Source organism: Olivibacter sp. CPCC 100613 (genome assembly GCF_036959255.1).
GTDB lineage: Bacteria > Bacteroidota > Bacteroidia > Sphingobacteriales > Sphingobacteriaceae > Olivibacter.
Map to the genome: position 1 here is coordinate 365,423 of NZ_JAWMTI010000002.1, position 18,728 is coordinate 384,150.

Annotated in this window: 12 protein-coding genes and 1 CRISPR repeat array; of the genes, 4 read left to right on the top strand and 8 right to left on the bottom strand. The window is 39.3% G+C overall.

The genetic code is table 11. The annotated features are described in order from the left end of the window. Window positions 1-2: 2 nt before the first annotated feature. A complete protein-coding gene (locus tag RYH73_RS07985; RefSeq protein ID WP_335312893.1) occupies window positions 3-3,572 on the bottom strand; it encodes a SusC/RagA family TonB-linked outer membrane protein in 3,570 nt (1,189 codons plus the stop codon). A gap of 363 nt (window positions 3,573-3,935) precedes the next feature. Further along, on the bottom strand, window positions 3,936-4,121 hold the full coding sequence (locus tag RYH73_RS07990) for a hypothetical protein (RefSeq protein ID WP_335312894.1): 186 nt from the start codon (window positions 4,119-4,121) through the stop codon (window positions 3,936-3,938). A 242-nt stretch (window positions 4,122-4,363) separates the two neighbouring features. Between RYH73_RS07990 and RYH73_RS07995 the strand changes: the two genes are divergently transcribed. The 4 genes from RYH73_RS07995 (at window position 4,364) to RYH73_RS08010 (ending at window position 6,708) form a co-directional block, all read left to right on the top strand. Further along, window positions 4,364-4,504 carry a hypothetical protein gene (locus tag RYH73_RS07995; RefSeq protein WP_289551866.1) on the top strand — a complete coding sequence of 47 codons (141 nt, stop codon included), beginning with the start codon at window positions 4,364-4,366 and terminating at the stop codon, window positions 4,502-4,504. 189 nt (window positions 4,505-4,693) lie between these two features. Further along, the gene (locus RYH73_RS08000) at window positions 4,694-5,173 is read left to right on the top strand and encodes a hypothetical protein (protein WP_289551867.1); all 480 of its coding nucleotides are present in this window, start codon (window positions 4,694-4,696) and stop codon (window positions 5,171-5,173) included. 221 nt (window positions 5,174-5,394) lie between these two features. Beyond that, complete coding sequence (locus RYH73_RS08005; RefSeq protein ID WP_309012430.1) at window positions 5,395-5,949, top strand: hypothetical protein; 555 nt, start codon at window positions 5,395-5,397, stop codon at window positions 5,947-5,949. A 156-nt stretch (window positions 5,950-6,105) separates the two neighbouring features. Beyond that, window positions 6,106-6,708 carry a hypothetical protein gene (locus RYH73_RS08010; RefSeq protein ID WP_335312895.1) on the top strand — a complete coding sequence of 201 codons (603 nt, stop codon included), beginning with the start codon at window positions 6,106-6,108 and terminating at the stop codon, window positions 6,706-6,708. A 284-nt stretch (window positions 6,709-6,992) separates the two neighbouring features. Beyond that, window positions 6,993-10,609: direct repeats of the CRISPR family, unit length 46 nt; unit sequence GTTGTGATTTGCTTTCATTCTTTGATTTACTGATATTAGACACAGC. A 250-nt stretch (window positions 10,610-10,859) separates the two neighbouring features. On the opposite strand, the gene cas2 is transcribed toward RYH73_RS08010, so the two are convergent. The 6 genes from cas2 to RYH73_RS08045 form a co-directional block, all read right to left on the bottom strand. Next, window positions 10,860-11,192: a CRISPR-associated endonuclease Cas2 gene (cas2, locus tag RYH73_RS08020; protein WP_335312897.1), complete on the bottom strand. Its 333-nt coding sequence runs from the start codon at window positions 11,190-11,192 to the stop codon at window positions 10,860-10,862. Window positions 11,193-11,199: 7 nt separating this feature from the next. Continuing rightward, entirely contained in the window at window positions 11,200-12,102 is a 903-nt protein-coding gene (cas1, locus tag RYH73_RS08025) for a type II CRISPR-associated endonuclease Cas1 (protein ID WP_335312898.1), read from the bottom strand. A 1-nt stretch (window position 12,103) separates the two neighbouring features. Beyond that, window positions 12,104-12,565: a virulence RhuM family protein gene (locus tag RYH73_RS08030; RefSeq protein ID WP_335312899.1), complete on the bottom strand. Its 462-nt coding sequence runs from the start codon at window positions 12,563-12,565 to the stop codon at window positions 12,104-12,106. Window positions 12,566-12,650: 85 nt separating this feature from the next. Beyond that, window positions 12,651-16,946, bottom strand: coding sequence for a type II CRISPR RNA-guided endonuclease Cas9 (cas9, locus tag RYH73_RS08035; RefSeq protein WP_335312900.1), 4,296 nt, complete (start codon window positions 16,944-16,946; stop codon window positions 12,651-12,653). Window positions 16,947-17,220: 274 nt separating this feature from the next. Continuing rightward, window positions 17,221-17,577: a hypothetical protein gene (locus tag RYH73_RS08040; RefSeq protein ID WP_335312901.1), complete on the bottom strand. Its 357-nt coding sequence runs from the start codon at window positions 17,575-17,577 to the stop codon at window positions 17,221-17,223. Beyond that, the gene (locus RYH73_RS08045; protein ID WP_335312902.1) at window positions 17,555-18,619 is read right to left on the bottom strand and encodes a type I restriction endonuclease; all 1,065 of its coding nucleotides are present in this window, start codon (window positions 18,617-18,619) and stop codon (window positions 17,555-17,557) included. The genes RYH73_RS08040 and RYH73_RS08045 overlap by 23 nt, the downstream gene beginning before the upstream one ends. Between the last annotated feature and the right edge of the window lie 109 nt (window positions 18,620-18,728).

Here is an 18,728-nt window from a genome sequence, read left to right on the forward strand (position 1 = left end):
AACTAAAAATCCATCTTGAATCCCAAAGCGAAGGTGCGGGCAGGTGGATAGCCCTGAACGCTTCCATTGTAGGTTATAAAATCCGGATCATACCCCGCATTGTTTGCTTTCCATAGTAATCCGACATTGTTCAGATAGGCATAGATCCGTAGATTCTTAACGGGAAGATTAGAATCTGTTCCCGTTTTCAGATCGTAACCGATTGTTATATCCTGAAGACGTATATGATCTGCCTTTTCCACAGTTACCTCGCTGTACTGATAAAATCGATCGCGCTGGGCATTCGCAGGATATTGCAACGAGGGCACGTTTGTATACATTTCGTCTCCCGGTTTTTGCCAGCGATCGACATACTCACTATTTCCTATAATCTTTGTACCGAACAGCTGAGAGTAGCTCAATGCCGGTCGTCTAAAATAGTGGCCCAATTTAAATGAGATATTAAAACTTACCGATAAGCCTCTGTAAGACAGTGTATTTACCAATCCACCGAACCATGGAGGCCTGATCCTTCCGTTATAGACCATGGCATCCACTGTGGCTTGCTGTGTAAGCGTCGCGTAGTCTTCGCTGATTTCTCCCTTCCCATCGTAGCCCATCGGGTTACCTGTTTCCGGATTTAATCCGGCCCATTGGTAACTATATAGGCTGTATACAGGCTTGCCTACAATCGGATAATTGTTGGAAGCAACGTAATTAAGCGCATTGGTATTGGGAACATCATATCGTGTAACCTGATCTGTGTTATAACTGACCAAAAGGTTCGCAGACCATTTGACTGGCTTGTCAACTATCGCCCCCTGAAACTGGATATCCATACCGTTTCCTGCCATGTTACTGTAGTTGCCACGCAATAAGGATATGCCCGAACTCGGTGCAAAAACCGCATCGCCTATTAAATCTCTGCCACGCTTTCTGTAGTATTCCAAGCTACCGGAAAGCCGGCCGTTTGAATTTCTAAAATCAAGTCCAAGATTCAATATTCCGATTTTTTCCCACCTTAGTTCCGGATTTCCCACATTAGATATACGCGCATAGGGCAATGCCGTCAGTGTAGCGTTGGTTCTATACAGGAATGTTGTAAGTCCGGTAACAGATCTATCTAAATTTCCGTTGTATCCATAGGTCAATCGGATGTTCATATAAGGCAGCCAGCTTAAGTTATAAAAAGGTTCGTCACTGAGTAACCATTTGGTGCCGACAGACCATAACGGAACTTTCTTCTGATTGGTTGTTACACCGAAGTAATTGGACGCATCAATGCGAGTACTTCCACTTAGAATATATCTCCCCTTATATGAATACGAAGCATTTGCAAAGTAAGATCGGAAACGGTCTACACCACCTGAAACAGTTGTTCCGTTCGGTATATAAGCGTAGTTTCCCAAGGGGTTCTGTTGAATTGTCTCTGTAAAGTTTACCGGACTGAAAGTGGCAACATCATCGTCGTAGCCATAAAGCACGAAACTGCTACGTGTTCTAGAAACATCCATCCACTCCACACCTGCAAGTACATTTAATTGATGTAAGGCCCAGGAGTTATTATAGGTCATTTGGCCTCTAATGTTATGGGCTCTGATAATACCGTTGCCTTCACTCAATATGGCCCCCACCGGTACGTTATAACCCGAAACCGTCCCATCTGTAAACATGCTGAACCGATTGATCATATCCCGGGCAAAATAGGTTTCCGTACCGTTCAATGTACGTTGTAGCTGATTGAATTTCTGATATTGATATCTCCCCTCTACATCGAGGCCTTTGGTCAGTGTATATTTTACCGCTGTATTGATCCGGATATCATTCGCCGTTGATTTATTGTCCGTAAGACCTAATTCGTGCAGAGGAACGTACGACCAATCCAGAAAGCCTTTTGTCGGCGCATCATCGACAAACGATCTATTGTATGCATAATCCAAAGCCTGTGCCTTGCCATCGCTAAAAAACTGCGTATAAGGAAAGTACCCAGGTAAATTCATTGTGTTGCTGAAGGTGTTATCGCTTTTCGTTGAGGTTTGAACGTAGTTGAGGCCGACGGTAAACACAAACTTTCGAAACGTTTCAAAAGTATTAAGAGTATTGATCGTTATCCTATCAAAACTATTCTCCATTAATTCTGCCAGATTTCGATCATAACCCGCACTCATGTAATATGTCGATTTTCCGGTACCTCCCCTAAAGCTCAGTGCATTTTGCAACATTATCGGGTTGCGATAGAAGTGTTTGAGAGCCTGCTCTCTCACATCGCGGCCACTGAAATCTGCCAGTAATAGAGATAAATCATCATCCGGCAACGTACCCTCCCCGTTCTGCTTCAGTGCAGATATTACAGGTGATATTATTTGATCGACTGCGTCGTTTTCATATTTCCCCTGAGTAAAGAGAAATCTTTCCACCTCGATGAAGTCTGGCGAACTGAAATAATTTGGCGCGTAGAACAGATTGGATTTCTTTCCTATCGTTACGTTACTGTTCACGGAAACGTTCAGTGGATCTTTACTTCTTCCGCTTCTTGTAGTAATAACAATGACCCCATTGCCCGCACGGGCTCCCCAGATACTCGCGGCTGCAGCATCCTTCAAAACCGTTATATTTTCCACGTCATTTGGGTTTATATTGGTGATATCACCGCTATAGGGAAAATTGTCGACAACTATCAAGGGCTGGTCATTTGCAAATATTGTACTTTGACCTCTGACACTTATTCCGCCTTCCCTGTTGAATAGCACACCACTCGTTATACCGTTTAACCTGCTCAATACATCTGTTGAAACCCTTCCGTTCAACATTTCCCCGTCCGGCGTTGCAAAACTCCCAGTCGCCCGCTCTTTCGGCAAGGTCTGATACCCGGTGCTTACCTGCACTTCTTCCAGTTGGGCACCGTTGCTTTCGAGACGGATGGTTAATGGATTGTTGTTACTTTTAGTAAATGGTATCTCCGCTGTTTGGTAGCCTACATAACTGATCACTAGAACGCCTGTGCTGTCTGTTGCCAGGATACGGAATTTGCCTTCCGCATAGGTCAATACCGTATTCTGCCGACCTTTGATGCTAATCGTTGCGCCATCCAAAGGGGTATCATCGGCGGCATTCAGCACCGTACCCGTAATGGGATAGCTTTTCTGAAAAGCCACGCCGTGGTCAGCCTCCGGGGAGGAGGACTGCCGGGCGCGTGCCAAACAAACACAGAACAAGACGTTTAAGGCTGTAAGGTATATGGTGTAGGGTTTAAGGGCGCGCAGGGCCACCCCACCCTGATTCAGCGTCATATTAACCATAGCGCCTACCTGCTGATAGGTAGACTGGTGTCTCAGAATTATTTGAGCAAGCTTGGATCGACTTCCGAAATTTTTGCCGACCTGCGTATTACCCTCTTCGGGAACCCTTCGGGTTCGCTTCGACCGGTCTTCGACAACGCTTCGGGAATTGCCGAAGCCGACTCGAAGAACTGTCGAAGGCCAGTCGAACACTTGTCGAAGCTGCCTCGAATATGTCCGCAAGCAGTCCTGAACACGAGTCGAACACTTGCCGATCACTAGTCGACGAGGTGTCAAAACTCCTCGCTTTGTCATTTCGACTGATAGTATCGCGAAGGATCGCGCGGAATGGAGAAATCTCCAAATCCTCATCATTCCAGCTATCCTACCATATCGGCCAAATAGTTTAAAAACTTTGTGTAAATAATCTTTCATTTCAGGTTAGGTTTGAGTTTTGTTCTTTAAATTGTTGCCTTCATTCACTTGTTATTAATTATCTCTACGAAGCCCTCCCTTTCTCCCAGCCAACTAGATTAAACTAAGGATCCACACCGTATCAGCAGGGAGTTCGACGGGACGGCACTCCCATAAAACTCCCTCGTGATACCAACTTGATTCCCTGTAGGTCCTTATCTAGACGAAGCAGGTACGAAGCTGGCACCTCGCTATATGCCATATTCATAAGATCCCCACCCTGTCCTCTCCCCTGCTAGCCAACTTGAGCGGCACTGAAGGTGCACTCATTGGGGCTCGTGCCCAAGGAGCTCGCACTGAGTTCGCACCAAGGTCGCAGGAATCTCCGAAGCCATCTAGAAGAGAGGTACTGTCGGGGCAAAGCCCTCCCATTACGTTTTTATCGTTCATTTTTAGATTTGGTTGAAATGAATCAGTACATTAATAAATCAAGCTCTTTGGCTTGAAAAATTCAAGATCAACCTGCTAAATAGGGTTTTTGGGCTTGCGAGCAAATAGGAGATCAAAAATCGTCAATCCATTCTTGGAAACAACGCTTCCTCCTATCCTTCGGAAAAGGGAATTTAATTTCTTTTGATGTTTAGGTTTTGTATTCATCATTTAAAGTTTATAGACATTAAACGACGAAGTATATGAAAAAGGTAGCGAACCGATTCAGAAAGAGACGGGGGCTTACCTTATTCCCTGCTGAAGGCCGTAGGAAGCCGTTGGAGAAAACAAGAGCCTGCCCGTCTCTCTACGCAAAGATAAGAGATCGGGCATTTGACTCCTGAACCTGCTCCGTTGAAAATTTCCTACGTTTTCAGCAGCAAGACTCAGCGTCTAATGCTAATTAAATCAATAGATAGTCAATACTTTACTAGCTATTTCGATTGCTAAAATAAGTAGATAATTACAAAAATGCAAATTTTACTATGTTATTTGTTTAGCTGAATCGTCAGCTGACTTAGGTAATATCGTTTATGATCGAAATTACGCCTCTTTCAGCTTACGTTATCAACCGAGTAAAGTATCGCCGATTAGTCTTAGGCATATCAGCTTACCACCTTTCTCAACTATTAGGTAAAAGCCAAAACTTTGTAATCAACATAGAGAACAGCGATTTACCTGGTCAGTATAATACACATGATTATCCTACGCTTGCTAAATCATTAGACTGGCAGATACACGACCTCCTTCCTCCTGATGAAGCCGATCAAAAAAGTGATGGCACTTTAGTAGAAAAAGCAGTATTGAGCTTGAGTAATGAAACTGATATGCAACTTGTTCTTAAGGGGATGATTGATCATGGTTTTTTCGATAGCGACAAAACTATAACTGATACAGCAAAACATCTTTTTATTGAAGGTAAAGCTGAGGAGAAAATCATGGTGAGAACACTCAACAAACTAGCAGCGAATGGATTGTTGGAGAATAAATCATCGGTGTATACTAAGGCTTAACTCTTTACGAGAAAAATTCTTATATTTGTATGTTAACAGAATAATATGGCCATGCAACTTGTTTCAGCAAAATTAAGAGCAAAAGGAGATCGATTGAATTGGACTCCACTTAAGGATGTAAAGCCCGTACGATTAAACGCTTGTGAAATCGAGGGGAAGGTCGTCCATGTAAAAGAAACGTCTAAGCAAAACAGCCAAGAAAAACCTAAACTATTAATACCTTGATATTTGACTATCCGGGCTACGAGTTACAATTCATACAGAAAAGAAGAATTAAAGATGGTTCAGCCCATCTTTTTTCATTCTTATACAAATTTTATTCTCCTGTAACCGATCTGCAATATGTACTTACTGCTGATTATCATGAAGGTGATTTTTTTGCCATTAAGTTTTATGCAAAAATGCACCGAAAGAGTGATTTCAAATATTACCTTATTACTAACAGAGGTGATGTTGGTAATTTGCTGGTCACCTGCCTGAAATGTGTTCCTTTATTACTTGGAGAATATCCTACGGCTTCATTTGGTTTTGTAGGCTCGCGCACCTACGATAAAAATTCAAGGAAGATGGAGGGATATTCTAACACTCAACGCTTTAAAATCTATCGGGAGTTTGTATCTAAGAAAATCGGTACCGGTCTATTCCAACATTTCGAATACGAAGAAGTAAGTGGGTATCTACTTATAAATCAGAAATGTGGTGTTGATCCGAACATCAAAGAACGACAACTGGTATCCATGCTAGCTGCCACATATAATGATTTGCCAAATCCTTAAGTCAATTTAGCTAGCACATTTTACAGGTGTCCTTTTTTGGTTGACACTAAATTGTTATGTTTGGGTAACCTTAATCTCTTTTATCAAGCCGTGGCAAAAACAGAAAACAATCCAAAGCAAAGGAATGGTGGGTGTAGCTTAGTAATTATGTCTCGCATGGATTTCGAGATAGCGCGTTTTGTTTTTGAAAGAAGTACAGAAATTGGGCTTACTCCTTCTGAAGTTTCATTTTTGCTAGGGAAGAAAGACGCTTATTTCTTTGATCTTTTGGATCCCACCGATAAAAACAAATTTAAAACCGAACAGCTGGATTTACTCCCGGCTATATTGGACTCTACTATCCGCGAGATTATTCCGAATAATATCCAACCTGACGAGCAAGTTTCCATCACAGGAAGCAAAAAGATCCACGACACCGAGCAATACAAAACCATCACCTATCGATTTACGGTTGAGTATAAAGATAAATCAACCAAGGATTTTATTTGGAAAAAGAAGGAGACAAAAGGAGAACGGAGTAAAGAAAATGAGGCTGTAACCAACTATCTATTGAAGTTAATAAAGGAAGGGTATTTCGACGAGCTAAAATTTGCTTTGACGATCTACCTCTTGCTGCAAGAAAATTTAGGGGCGGCATTTACCGCAAAAGACATTCAAACTAGTTTAGCTATTTTGTGCAGGAAACAAAATAAAGAACCAGTTTTAGAACGAAAGGAAGATCGGAGTCGGTTGGTTTATCAAAAAGCCTCATTGAATTAGTCAACAAGTTGTTGACCAATCATGGTTTTTCCACTAACCCGTTAGATTATGCGGCGTTTTCACGACGGCTATTCTCTACATTCAAAGAGGGGTTGTCTTCCGATTTTAAATCATACTGTCAGACGCAATAAGAAGATGATAAAAGGTAATATCTACAACTGTTGTGATTCGCTTTCATTACTCGTTAACTGTAGTTTTAAAGACGCTCGAGAGCTCCTACGTCGCTTCTTTGATTTACTGATATTAGACACAGCTATAGTTAGCAAGTATCCTAAAAAGGTACAGTTGTGATTTGCTTTCATTCTTTGATTTACTGATATTAGACACAGCCTACTACCGTTCGCAAGCCTCATGCTACTAGTTGTGATTTGCTTTCATTCTTTGATTTACTGATATTAGACACAGCTACAACCATGCTTCATCACCATGGAAAAAAGTTGTGATTTGCTTTCATTCTTTGATTTACTGATATTAGACACAGCGTTCATTTGCCTGTCCACCGATAGGTGTCAGTTGTGATTTGCTTTCATTCTTTGATTTACTGATATTAGACACAGCATCACCTAAAGCCGAATAAGGAGCTGCAGGGTTGTGATTTGCTTTCATTCTTTGATTTACTGATATTAGACACAGCTCCAGTCTAGCTAATTTGTTAAATAATCCAGTTGTGATTTGCTTTCATTCTTTGATTTACTGATATTAGACACAGCATAAGCCTCTTTATAACTCCTTTTAACACCGTTGTGATTTGCTTTCATTCTTTGATTTACCGATATTAGACACAGCTCATCATATGAAGATAATCGATACCCATTTGTTGTGATTTGCTTTCATTCTTTGATTTACTGATATTAGACACAGCGATATATCCGCGTTGGCCAGCTATGCTGGAGTTGTGATTTGCTTTCATTCTTTGATTTACTGATATTAGACACAGCGGATTTTGTTGATAATGCTATGATATTCAAGTTGTGATTTGCTTTCATTCTTTGATTTACTGATATTAGACACAGCCCAAGTTGATAAGTTGACTTCGCCAAGCAAGTTGTGATTTGCTTTCATTCTTTGATTTACTGATATTAGACACAGCCTCACTCCACTAGTTTGTTTAGGTAGTTAGTTGTGATTTGCTTTCATTCTTTGATTTACTGATATTAGACACAGCGCCTCAGCTATTTTTTCAACTACATATTCCGTTGTGATTTGCTTTCATTCTTTGATTTACTGATATTAGACACAGCTTTCCCCTAGATTTATAGGATCTCCTACCTGTTGTGATTTGCTTTCATTCTTTGATTTACTGATATTAGACACAGCTCAGACCTATCTAAATCCGTTAAAATATATGTTGTGATTTGCTTTCATTCTTTGATTTACTGATATTAGACACAGCTTGGCCACGTCTTTAATTGAATAAGTTGACGTTGTGATTTGCTTTCATTCTTTGATTTACTGATATTAGACACAGCGATATAGCACCTATTAATCGAGGCAACCTCGTTGTGATTTGCTTTCATTCTTTGATTTACTGATATTAGACACAGCCAGTTTCTATGCCTTTGCAAATGGCATCTTGTTGTGATTTGCTTTCATTCTTTGATTTACTGATATTAGACACAGCGAGAAGCTAGCGGGTAAGTTTGGTTTTAATGTTGTGATTTGCTTTCATTCTTTGATTTACTGATATTAGACACAGCTTTATTCCTGTACGGAGTTTATCCCATACAGTTGTGATTTGCTTTCATTCTTTGATTTACTGATATTAGACACAGCGTTCTGGATTTACAGGCTGTATGATCGTATGTTGTGATTTGCTTTCATTCTTTGATTTACTGATATTAGACACAGCCACCAGTTGCAGAGCGAAGGCTATCTCGTCGTTGTGATTTGCTTTCATTCTTTGATTTACTGATATTAGACACAGCGTCATAGGCTTTTAAACACATATAAGCTGAGTTGTGATTTGCTTTCATTCTTTGATTTACTGATATTAGACACAGCTCTTCGGGCAGGAGTTCACGCATGGTATCCGTTGTGATTTGCTTTCATTCTTTGATTTACTGATATTAGACACAGCGTCCCGCAGTTCTTCGAAATCGGATACGTCGTTGTGATTTGCTTTCATTCTTTGATTTACTGATATTAGACACAGCCCGATAACGCACTTGTCGCGCGATCCGCTAGTTGTGATTTGCTTTCATTCTTTGATTTACTGATATTAGACACAGCACAACTTGGCTTACACTGACTTGTCTAAGAGTTGTGATTTGCTTTCATTCTTTGATTTACTGATATTAGACACAGCGAATCAAACTCTATTGCAGTGGAGGGCATAGTTGTGATTTGCTTTCATTCTTTGATTTACTGATATTAGACACAGCTACACAGCAATAGTCTGCTTAGTGCTTAGCGTTGTGATTTGCTTTCATTCTTTGATTTACTGATATTAGACACAGCGCAACTCTAAGCAACTAAAGGCAAGTTTTAGTTGTGATTTGCTTTCATTCTTTGATTTACTGATATTAGACACAGCCGGGCCGCTCGAAATGAAGGACAGCCGCGCGTTGTGATTTGCTTTCATTCTTTGATTTACTGATATTAGACACAGCCCAGCTTTCCAGAGGCTTGCCGTTTGGTTTGTTGTGATTTGCTTTCATTCTTTGATTTACTGATATTAGACACAGCGCGAGGGCGGGAAGATGAAGCGGGCCGGGTGTTGTGATTTGCTTTCATTCTTTGATTTACTGATATTAGACACAGCCAGCCAATCGTAAGGCGTTTTGTAGTAATAGTTGTGATTTGCTTTCATTCTTTGATTTACTGATATTAGACACAGCTAAACTTGCTATCATAGCAACATCTGTATAGTTGTGATTTGCTTTCATTCTTTGATTTACTGATATTAGACACAGCGAAACCGGCATCTGTTCGTCAAAGCAAATAGTTGTGATTTGCTTTCATTCTTTGATTTACTGATATTAGACACAGCACAGGGTGCAGCATTCCGTAACGGCGGTACGTTGTGATTTGCTTTCATTCTTTGATTTACTGATATTAGACACAGCTTTCAATCCCTCTTATAAGATATCCACTCCGTTGTGATTTGCTTTCATTCTTTGATTTACTGATATTAGACACAGCCGAAAAGAAACCTTCAAAATAACAACGATAGTTGTGATTTGCTTTCATTCTTTGATTTACTGATATTAGACACAGCGGGATAACGCTGTAGGCTACGTTTATGGGAGTTGTGATTTGCTTTCATTCTTTGATTTACTGATATTAGACACAGCTCAGATAGGATTGACCCAACCCGACCGATAGTTGTGATTTGCTTTCATTCTTTGATTTACTGATATTAGACACAGCAACCCTGACTTTGTTTGCTTAGCCCTGCAAGTTGTGATTTGCTTTCATTCTTTGATTTACTGATATTAGACACAGCCTGACCAGCTATCAAGAAATGTTTGATCTAGTTGTGATTTGCTTTCATTCTTTGATTTACTGATATTAGACACAGCGAAAATAAAATACATGTACAAGAATCTACCGTTGTGATTTGCTTTCATTCTTTGATTTACTGATATTAGACACAGCTATATGTGATTATCAACTGAGAAGTGATCGGTTGTGATTTGCTTTCATTCTTTGATTTACTGATATTAGACACAGCGAATTACCCGTTGAAGATAATTAGAGGTATGTTGTGATTTGCTTTCATTCTTTGATTTACTGATATTAGACACAGCAAAAATTCCTGCTGAATATCAGTATCAAACGTTGTGATTTGCTTTCATTCTTTGATTTACTGATATTAGACACAGCCGGAATAAGAAGTATCCATCTGACTGGTACGTTGTGATTTGCTTTCATTCTTTGATTTACTGATATTAGACACAGCATATCATCAAGCATCTAAATGAAAATCAGTAGATTGACTCAAAAATTAGAAATAAAAAATCCAAGCCTTTACAGCTTGGATTTTTTATAAATTATTAGTTTCAACTATTCTAACAGACCTTCATAGCCAGACTTTTTGTTACAAACTCAACCATGTGGAAAACTTTTATTACTTGTTTTCATTCAATGTACTCGCGTATAACACTGTGCATATACGAAATAAGTTCACAAAAAGAGAACCTCCAAAATTCTTAAAACATCTCTAATTGTTGGGGTGTATCGGGCCGTTTCCCCATTTCTTTACCAATAAACAATTCGATATCACCGAATTGCTTGTCCGTAATAGTCAATATTCCGACGTGTCCTTTTTCAGGCAGTAGGCGTTTTACCCGTTTGATATGAACATCGGCATTTTCTCGACTATTACAATGCCGTAAATAGATTGAAAACTGAAACATGGTGAAACCATCCTGCATAATATCTTTACGGAAGCGCGCATGAGCCGCACGCTCTTTCTTTGTTTCGGTAGGCAAATCAAAAAAGACGAGAATCCACAAAATACGATATTGATTTAAGCGGGTCACAACAATTTCACAAACTCATAGTTGGATAATTAATTTTACGAGATGCTCCTTCAAAACAACGGGCCAATGATGCCGTCGTCCGAGACATCCCTACCAACAACGGACTGGTCATATCATCGAAAGATACATCCACTTGTGGCAATTGCAACAATCTTGTTTTGAGTGTGGTATTCAATTCGCTCAAACCAACGCCCTCAGCAACAATATCATAAACGATAAGATCTACAAATGGACGATAAGGTTCCATAATATCATCTGCTAAGCAATAGGCATTATATTTATTACGATGAAATATTCCCAAGGTAGGCAACAGACCAGAGGAAACTAAACTTCGAGCCGTGATGGCACGGAGTATGGCGTATCCATAATTCAACAAATTGTTCGGTGGTTCGCCTGTGCGACCCCTATTGAAGTTGAGATAATGGCTGAATATATTCTGCCAATAATATGCCGCAGCCCGTCCCTCATAATTATCCGGATCACCCGATTTAACACACTTTGACCAACGAAACATATTCGCAGCATCTATACCAATCATTTGCAGCACACGTGCCTGATTATATATTTTCTGTTGTATAGTCTGCTGCCAAAGTTGTTTCTTTAAAGGTACAGATGCCTCGATCTGATACCGGAATCGTTCTGCCTGTGTATTTCCACCGTCTAATGGTAAAATTAAGCCAGTGGGCATGTGACTTGAATCACAAGAAACCAACGCGACATTATTTTGTACAAGTGCCGCAATACAGCCATGCGAAATAGTAATCTGTTGATTTTCCAAAACCACTACACCGATGTCCTCAATAGGAACTGTCCGATCATCTCTTTCCTCATCTGGAAAGGAAATCACCAATTGGCTATTCTTGTGGCTCAGATAAGCTGGGTTGGAAAACATGAGGGTACGCTTAATCATATTACCGGCTGTTTATGAGTTGTGTTAAATCAGTATCTTCGCTGATGGATTTTTGGATAAGCTGAACGGTTTGTTGCAGCTCGTCCAGGCGTTTCTGGTTGATGGTGTAGCCTTTTACCAAGAAATCTTTGAGGCGCTGGGTGGTCCACTGACGGAATTGGGCGCCGCGTTTCGAGTTTACTCGATAACCCACGGAAAGGATGGCATCAAGATTATAGTATTCGATTGCTCTCGTTACTTTTCGACTTCCTTCATGCTGAACTGTTGCATTTTTTGCAATAGTTGAGTCCGCGTCGAGCTCTCCTTCTTTGTAGATATTATTTAAGTGCCTTGAAATAACTGATTTATCTCTTTCAAATAGAGTCGCTATCTGATTTAGAGATAACCAAAAAGTTTCGTTTTCAAACTGAACTTCTACTTGGACATCGCTATTATCGTCCTGATATATAATTATCTCGTTCATAGGTTACTAATTCTCCCGATTACGATCTGTAAATACTATACCTCCACTAAACCTCCCCCAACGGATACATATCGGTTCTGAATCTCTAATACTCTCCAACATTTATGATATCTCCCAAGTGGTTCATGCGGATTTTAACAATATCTTTCAAAAGATTACAACTGCGAACATGTATAAATGCTATGTTTTTCAATTCCTTTCTATCCTCTACATTTGTCTCCAAATGGTGTCTAAACATGTAATTTTTAGTTGCGATCTTCTGCACCCTAAATAGATTCGGACTTATTACTTTTTTATTTTTCGGATTCAACAAATCGATATCTTTGGGGCTAAAACCAACCCTTTCATTTGGAAACACAAAATATTCGTTTTGCTTCATAGTAAACAGAAATTGCCAACCTATGCCCCCGTTATACTGTTTATCTATAACAGGTTCTCCGGCATTCACCAATTGTATCGCATCAAACAAAGAAACCACCCGTTCCTGTAAACTCCCCTTTTCGTCTCGATAAATTGCCACATGGTGGTTATTACCCGTACTTACAAAGTCAACAGGAATCTTTTTCCCATTTTTATCTAAGATATGATTGCCTAAATGGTCCTTTTTGTAATGCAAGAACTCTGCGTTTTTAACTCCGGAAATCCTAACTCGTTTGATTGCGATACCTTTTGCTTCGTTAAACCAAATTGGATTCTTATCGAGATCTGAAAAGGCTTTCTTTGGATCACCGCCAAATTCATTCAAACGATCGAGTAAAAGCTGTTTTACTTTAGCATCCAGCACTTTTTCAATCGTTTTGACATCCTTAAAATTCGCAGGTGTCACATCCTTTCGGACAGCATAATCTTCTTCCAGCCATGTTAATTTAACCGTTTCTGGTAAGGTTTCAGATTTTTCATCATTCAGATAAATCGGATTTTTATTCAACGTATTCTTACCTCCGAAAGCTTTTTTCGGATCATTATTATTTTCTTCAAGGCGTTGTAAAAGCAATTTCCTATAAACAGAATTGCTTACTTTATTGATAGTCGCCTCATCAAATTTTGTCCCGATTTTCTCTTCCTTATTTACATAGTATTGGTACTTACCATAAATGGTCTCCTTGTGCAATTGCCCTCTCGGAGTAAACTCGATCTTCACTTTTTCGCCATCTTTGGATCTGATTCTGTTCTTGTTTTTAGTAATTACCTTGTTTTTGGCTTTATGTGAAACTAATACACTTTCCAAATGTTCTTTTGCCTGTTCTCTAAAATTTAGGATCGGCAGTTTAAACACACGCTTTTTATTTCCTTGATCATCTAACCTAATCTCTGTTTCTTTCTTCTCTATCGCGATGATATTACCATGCTGTTTATGTTTTTCATTCTTTCTGGCGTTCAAATAGTTCAAATACTGAATATAATTATGTTTGGTAAACGCAACGGTTAAAGCATCCATAGCGTGGTGGCGATGGTCGTTCCGCTTTGTCCAGTCTTTAATGACTTCCACCTGTTGCTTAAACTTCCGTTCTTCCATCTCCGTTAAACCCAGCGTACGATATTTAGGCAGATTCAATTCTTTCATGATATTAACCAGTCCCCAATCTTCACGCAACTTGTCCGTAATGCTACCTGAAGTGGAAACCACCGATCGGGTAATCTCATAGAGCATATTTTTGGCCTTCTTGGCGATATACTGACTATCTCTTAAATCTCTTTCAATAAATCCATCGCCGATACCAGACTCTTTCTTTAACAGCTTCTGATATTTAGCTTTGGAAATGCCCTCCTCTTTGTTTTTAATTCCCAGTTGATACAATGATTCAATCCTCGCCATGAACTCCTCTAATTTGTCATTCCCAAATTTACTATCGATGTAGTCATAAGTTGTTTTATTGCCTTTATCCAGGTTAGTATGACGGAAGACAATGGTCTTATTGGAGAAGCTGTCATCAAATAATTTCGCCTGTGGAATAATATGATCGATGTCGATTTGTTTACTAAATAAAATTTCTCTTGGAATGTACGTATTGGTATATAAGTCTTTATACCCGTTGTTTTTTAACTCCTCATACAACCGATAACGGATGATGTCATTTCGCGTTGGATTTTTAACACCAAATTCTGTCTGTAAGATTTTGAAAATCTTTTCATGAGCCAATTTTGATGCATTGATATTAGTAGTCATTTCAGCCCTTTCTTTGGCGTTTTTCTTTAGCTCACGAGCTAATTCGATACGGATTTCGTCAAACTTGAAATATTCTATGATATTTCCGTACGCATCTTTTTTGCTATTCTTATCAATAAGGGTATTGATCAAATTCACCAATTGATTGAGAATTTTCTCTACCACCGGATTCCGCAAACTATTCTTTTTGATTAAAGCTAAGGCATTTTTCAAAGGTCTGTTAGCTATCTCTTCTGAAGTCAAAGACCATTTTGAATGACGATATCCAGCGAGTCCACAAGCCTTATCATATTTATGTTCTTTGATAAAAGGATAGATCCTTCGCATTGCTTTAGTACTTAAATCCCCATAATCATCCGGTAAGGCGATATTAGCTAAAATCTGCGCATGTTCTCTTTTAAATCCAAACTTCTTTCCCAACAGCTCATACAATTTTTCGTTACCGCTTTGTGAATCATCTCCTTCATACGAATACAGCAAATGCCATAACTGATAAGCTGCCTGTGCTTCAAAAGCTTTGCCATCCAGTTCGGCATTAAACGCTAAAATTTCAGTATTGATCTGCAATATTTCAAAAATAGATTTCACCATATTTTTGATTTTCGAAGTCGGCACATTGAGATCCCCTAATTCTACCTCATCCTTATTTAACTTCACCTTTAACAGTTTTTTTACATCATAGCCCTCCAAATCCAAAATCTTCAAATATGCTTCATACAATACCCTGTTAGTACGATTACCTTCCAATGTACTATAGTTCAATTCCCAGTCAGCAGGTTTATGCCCTAAAATTTCAATAATTTGGTTGGCTGAGAGATTTCCTTTGAGATTCAGTTCCTCAAAAAGTTTTTGCTTCGTATCTAAATCAAGGACAAAAGTCTCCTGATCGCCATCAAAGTCATTTGCTTGATCAACACTCTTTGACACTCGTCTTCTACTTCCTTTCTTACGAACCTGAACATTATTTAAAACTTGCCATATCTTAAGTTCCTGAAATAAGGGTGAAGATTTAGAAGCTACTTTTAACCCAATCGTTTTCTCTTTACCATTGATAATTTTCTCTTCTGATTCGAATTCACAAAAGCTCATCAATCCTTTTTGAGATTTTAATTTCCGTTGATAGAAAATGATAATATCACGGATCTCTTCTTTTAATTCTTTTGTTAACTCAGTATGATATTTGGATTGTTCATTCCAAATGGCTTCAAACTCATCCAAATAATCCTGACGGTAAAATACCTGATTCTTTAATTTAGTATGTGGATTTTGCTGGAGTTGTTTGTAAAGAAACTGCCCTACTGTCTCCTTGTTAAAATACAGCTCTTTACTGCGATCAGAAATAGCGCCTAGATAACCACTTGAGTTATTCAGGTTGTTATTAATTTCGGTAATCACATAAGCTACTTCTTCCTTTGCTAATTGCTTAAAAATAGCTTCACTTCGCCATTTATAGGCCTGTAGTTTTTTATCCTCCCGATTCCCTTTATTTTCGGCGGTATTAAATCCATAGGTACTCCAAAATGCGGTAGACGTTGCTCTTTGCCCTTTACCTTGTAGGTTCCTATAAAATCCATCTGTAAGTATTTCCGGATAAAATTGTTTCTGAAAGCTCCACACTTTATCAAATTCTGCTTGCAAATCAGAGCGGTAAAAATCAGGTATATATTTTTTCCCTTCCTGCAGTAATTGATAGGCTAATTGTCCGGGAGTAAGGTTCTCTTCATATAATCTTTTAGCAATAGCCATTCCATCAATCGCCTGTCCTTCATCTTCATTTTTTGCCTTGCGACTACTTTTATACCCTCTTTTTTTATTAATAGCCAAAAACACACGGGCCAATTCATCTTTTTCTATTTTTCCAGAAACAGCTCTAGCTCTTACTCGCCAAGTTTCGTGTGTGGTGTTTTTCCCATCTTCGGCGAGCACACTATCTTCACTGAGGATGTTAGTACTTTTTAGTACCATAATTAAGTTTTCCCTACGCAGTTGATAACGGTCGAGATTCCGTCTCATCCCCCGTTTGAGCGTTCTATCGGCATTGATAGTAATCGGTTTTCCTTTTTCAAAATCGGTCTGTTCATCTGTCGTTAATGGATTGACACGAACACCGATTTGAACAATGGTAGATTGTTCTGGCGTATCTCCTTCTATGATATGGGCAAAGCCGATGGATGTGGTACCTAGGTCAAGGCCGAGTATATGTTTTTTATTCATGATAATCAAATTTATCGGATTTCATACTTCCGAACAGCACCTAAACCTACACATAAAGTAAAATATCCTTTTTTTATTTTTTTGCATATTAAAGTGAATATTTTTATTTCTATTACGGTTTCCCGTATTGCATCTTTCAAAATAGATTATATCTTTGCTTTTGAAAGCAAATCACAATAAGGATTATTCCGTTGTGAAAACATTTAGAGCCTCGACTATCTTCGGGGCATTTTTTATTGGCCAAGCCAATCTGTTTTCCAACAAGAAGCTTAGTTCATGCGCTATAAATATCTATACACCATTTAGCACCCTTACTTTCCCTACATGCATAAGTATCTGTCGTTAAACCAACTAATTCCAATATTGTCAAATCAATTTCTAGTATCTCATCAATAGAAACCACTCTATAATCAGATTCCTCCAAACTATGGATACCTATAAATTCCCACATGCTTTGTTCCTCTTGGTAATAAACATAGATAATCGGATCTTTTTCAAATAGGACAAATCTCGTACTTAGGACATCAAAATTTCCCTTCTGCCTAAACCTTTCCACGGCTTCTTCTTTAACTTGATAACCACACACTCCTTTTTCCTTTGATTCCGCCTTAAGCCACCTTCTCCTTCTCATAATACCCAATGCTCTGTACAATCTCTTCCGAGAAGTTATAGATATCATCCAAGCGGGCGATATCATGCTTGGTTTCCTTCTTATCCTGACCAAATAAACCGATGCGTAAGCGGTTGCCCGTGAAATAGAAACGGCATATGGGTTTGCGGTTATTATCGTCCAAAAGCACCCCGCAATACGATTGTGTATCGCGCATATAAATGCGGCCAACTTCTACTTCTTTGCGTAGGATAGACTTCACAATCAGGAAACCGTCAATCTCATCTTGTGTGGTAATCACCAGTGATTCGGGCTCTGTTGTTGTCGGTGTAGCTTCTTCGGCGGTTTCGGTTTCTTTCTTCAGGGCGCTCTTCAAGCGCTCGCTGATCTGATCGTTCACGATCTGGCCAAAAACTCTTTTGGTAAGGGCGGTAAACTGATCGAGCACTTTGGCGGTTACTAAACCGGGATAAACCTGTTTGGCGAAATAACGGACAAATTCTTCTTTTGGATTATACATTTCGCCATTGATCAGAATCTTGATTTCATTGAAAAATTTGAGATCGCTGGCGGTATTGGAGATGCTCTCGAGATCGAATATGGATTTATGGAATTTACGGAGTTCGGCAATTTCATTATCGCGCATTTCGGTGATCTTGAACTCGAAGAAGGGTTTCTCGTCCATTTTATTGGGCGTTACCAGATCGGTATAGAAACGGTACTCGAGCCCGTTGGTGAGCAGGCTGAACTTGGCCTCCGTGGTGTGAAAATAACGGAAGAGCTGCGAGTTGTGCGGATCTAAACCATCGGCATAGTGTTTGCATTCGATCAGGATGACGGGTTTTTCGTCTTTGAGAATGGCGTAATCTACCTTCTCCCCTTTTTTAATGCCGATATCGGCTACAAATTCGGGATGTACCTCGAAGGGATCGAATACATCGTAACCGAGTATCCGTAAGAAAGGCATAATTAGCGAGGTTTTGGTAGCCTCTTCGGTTTTGATCTGTGGCAGCAAGCGATCTACCCGCTTGGCAAATTGCTGAATTTCGTCTTTGAAGTCCATGCTGTTTGATTTAGTGATTGACTTATTGTTTTATTCGTTAAACTTTAGGCATAGTTAAATATTAATATTTTCGCTTTTTTACGGTTTCCCGTATTTCTGTTTTGGTTAT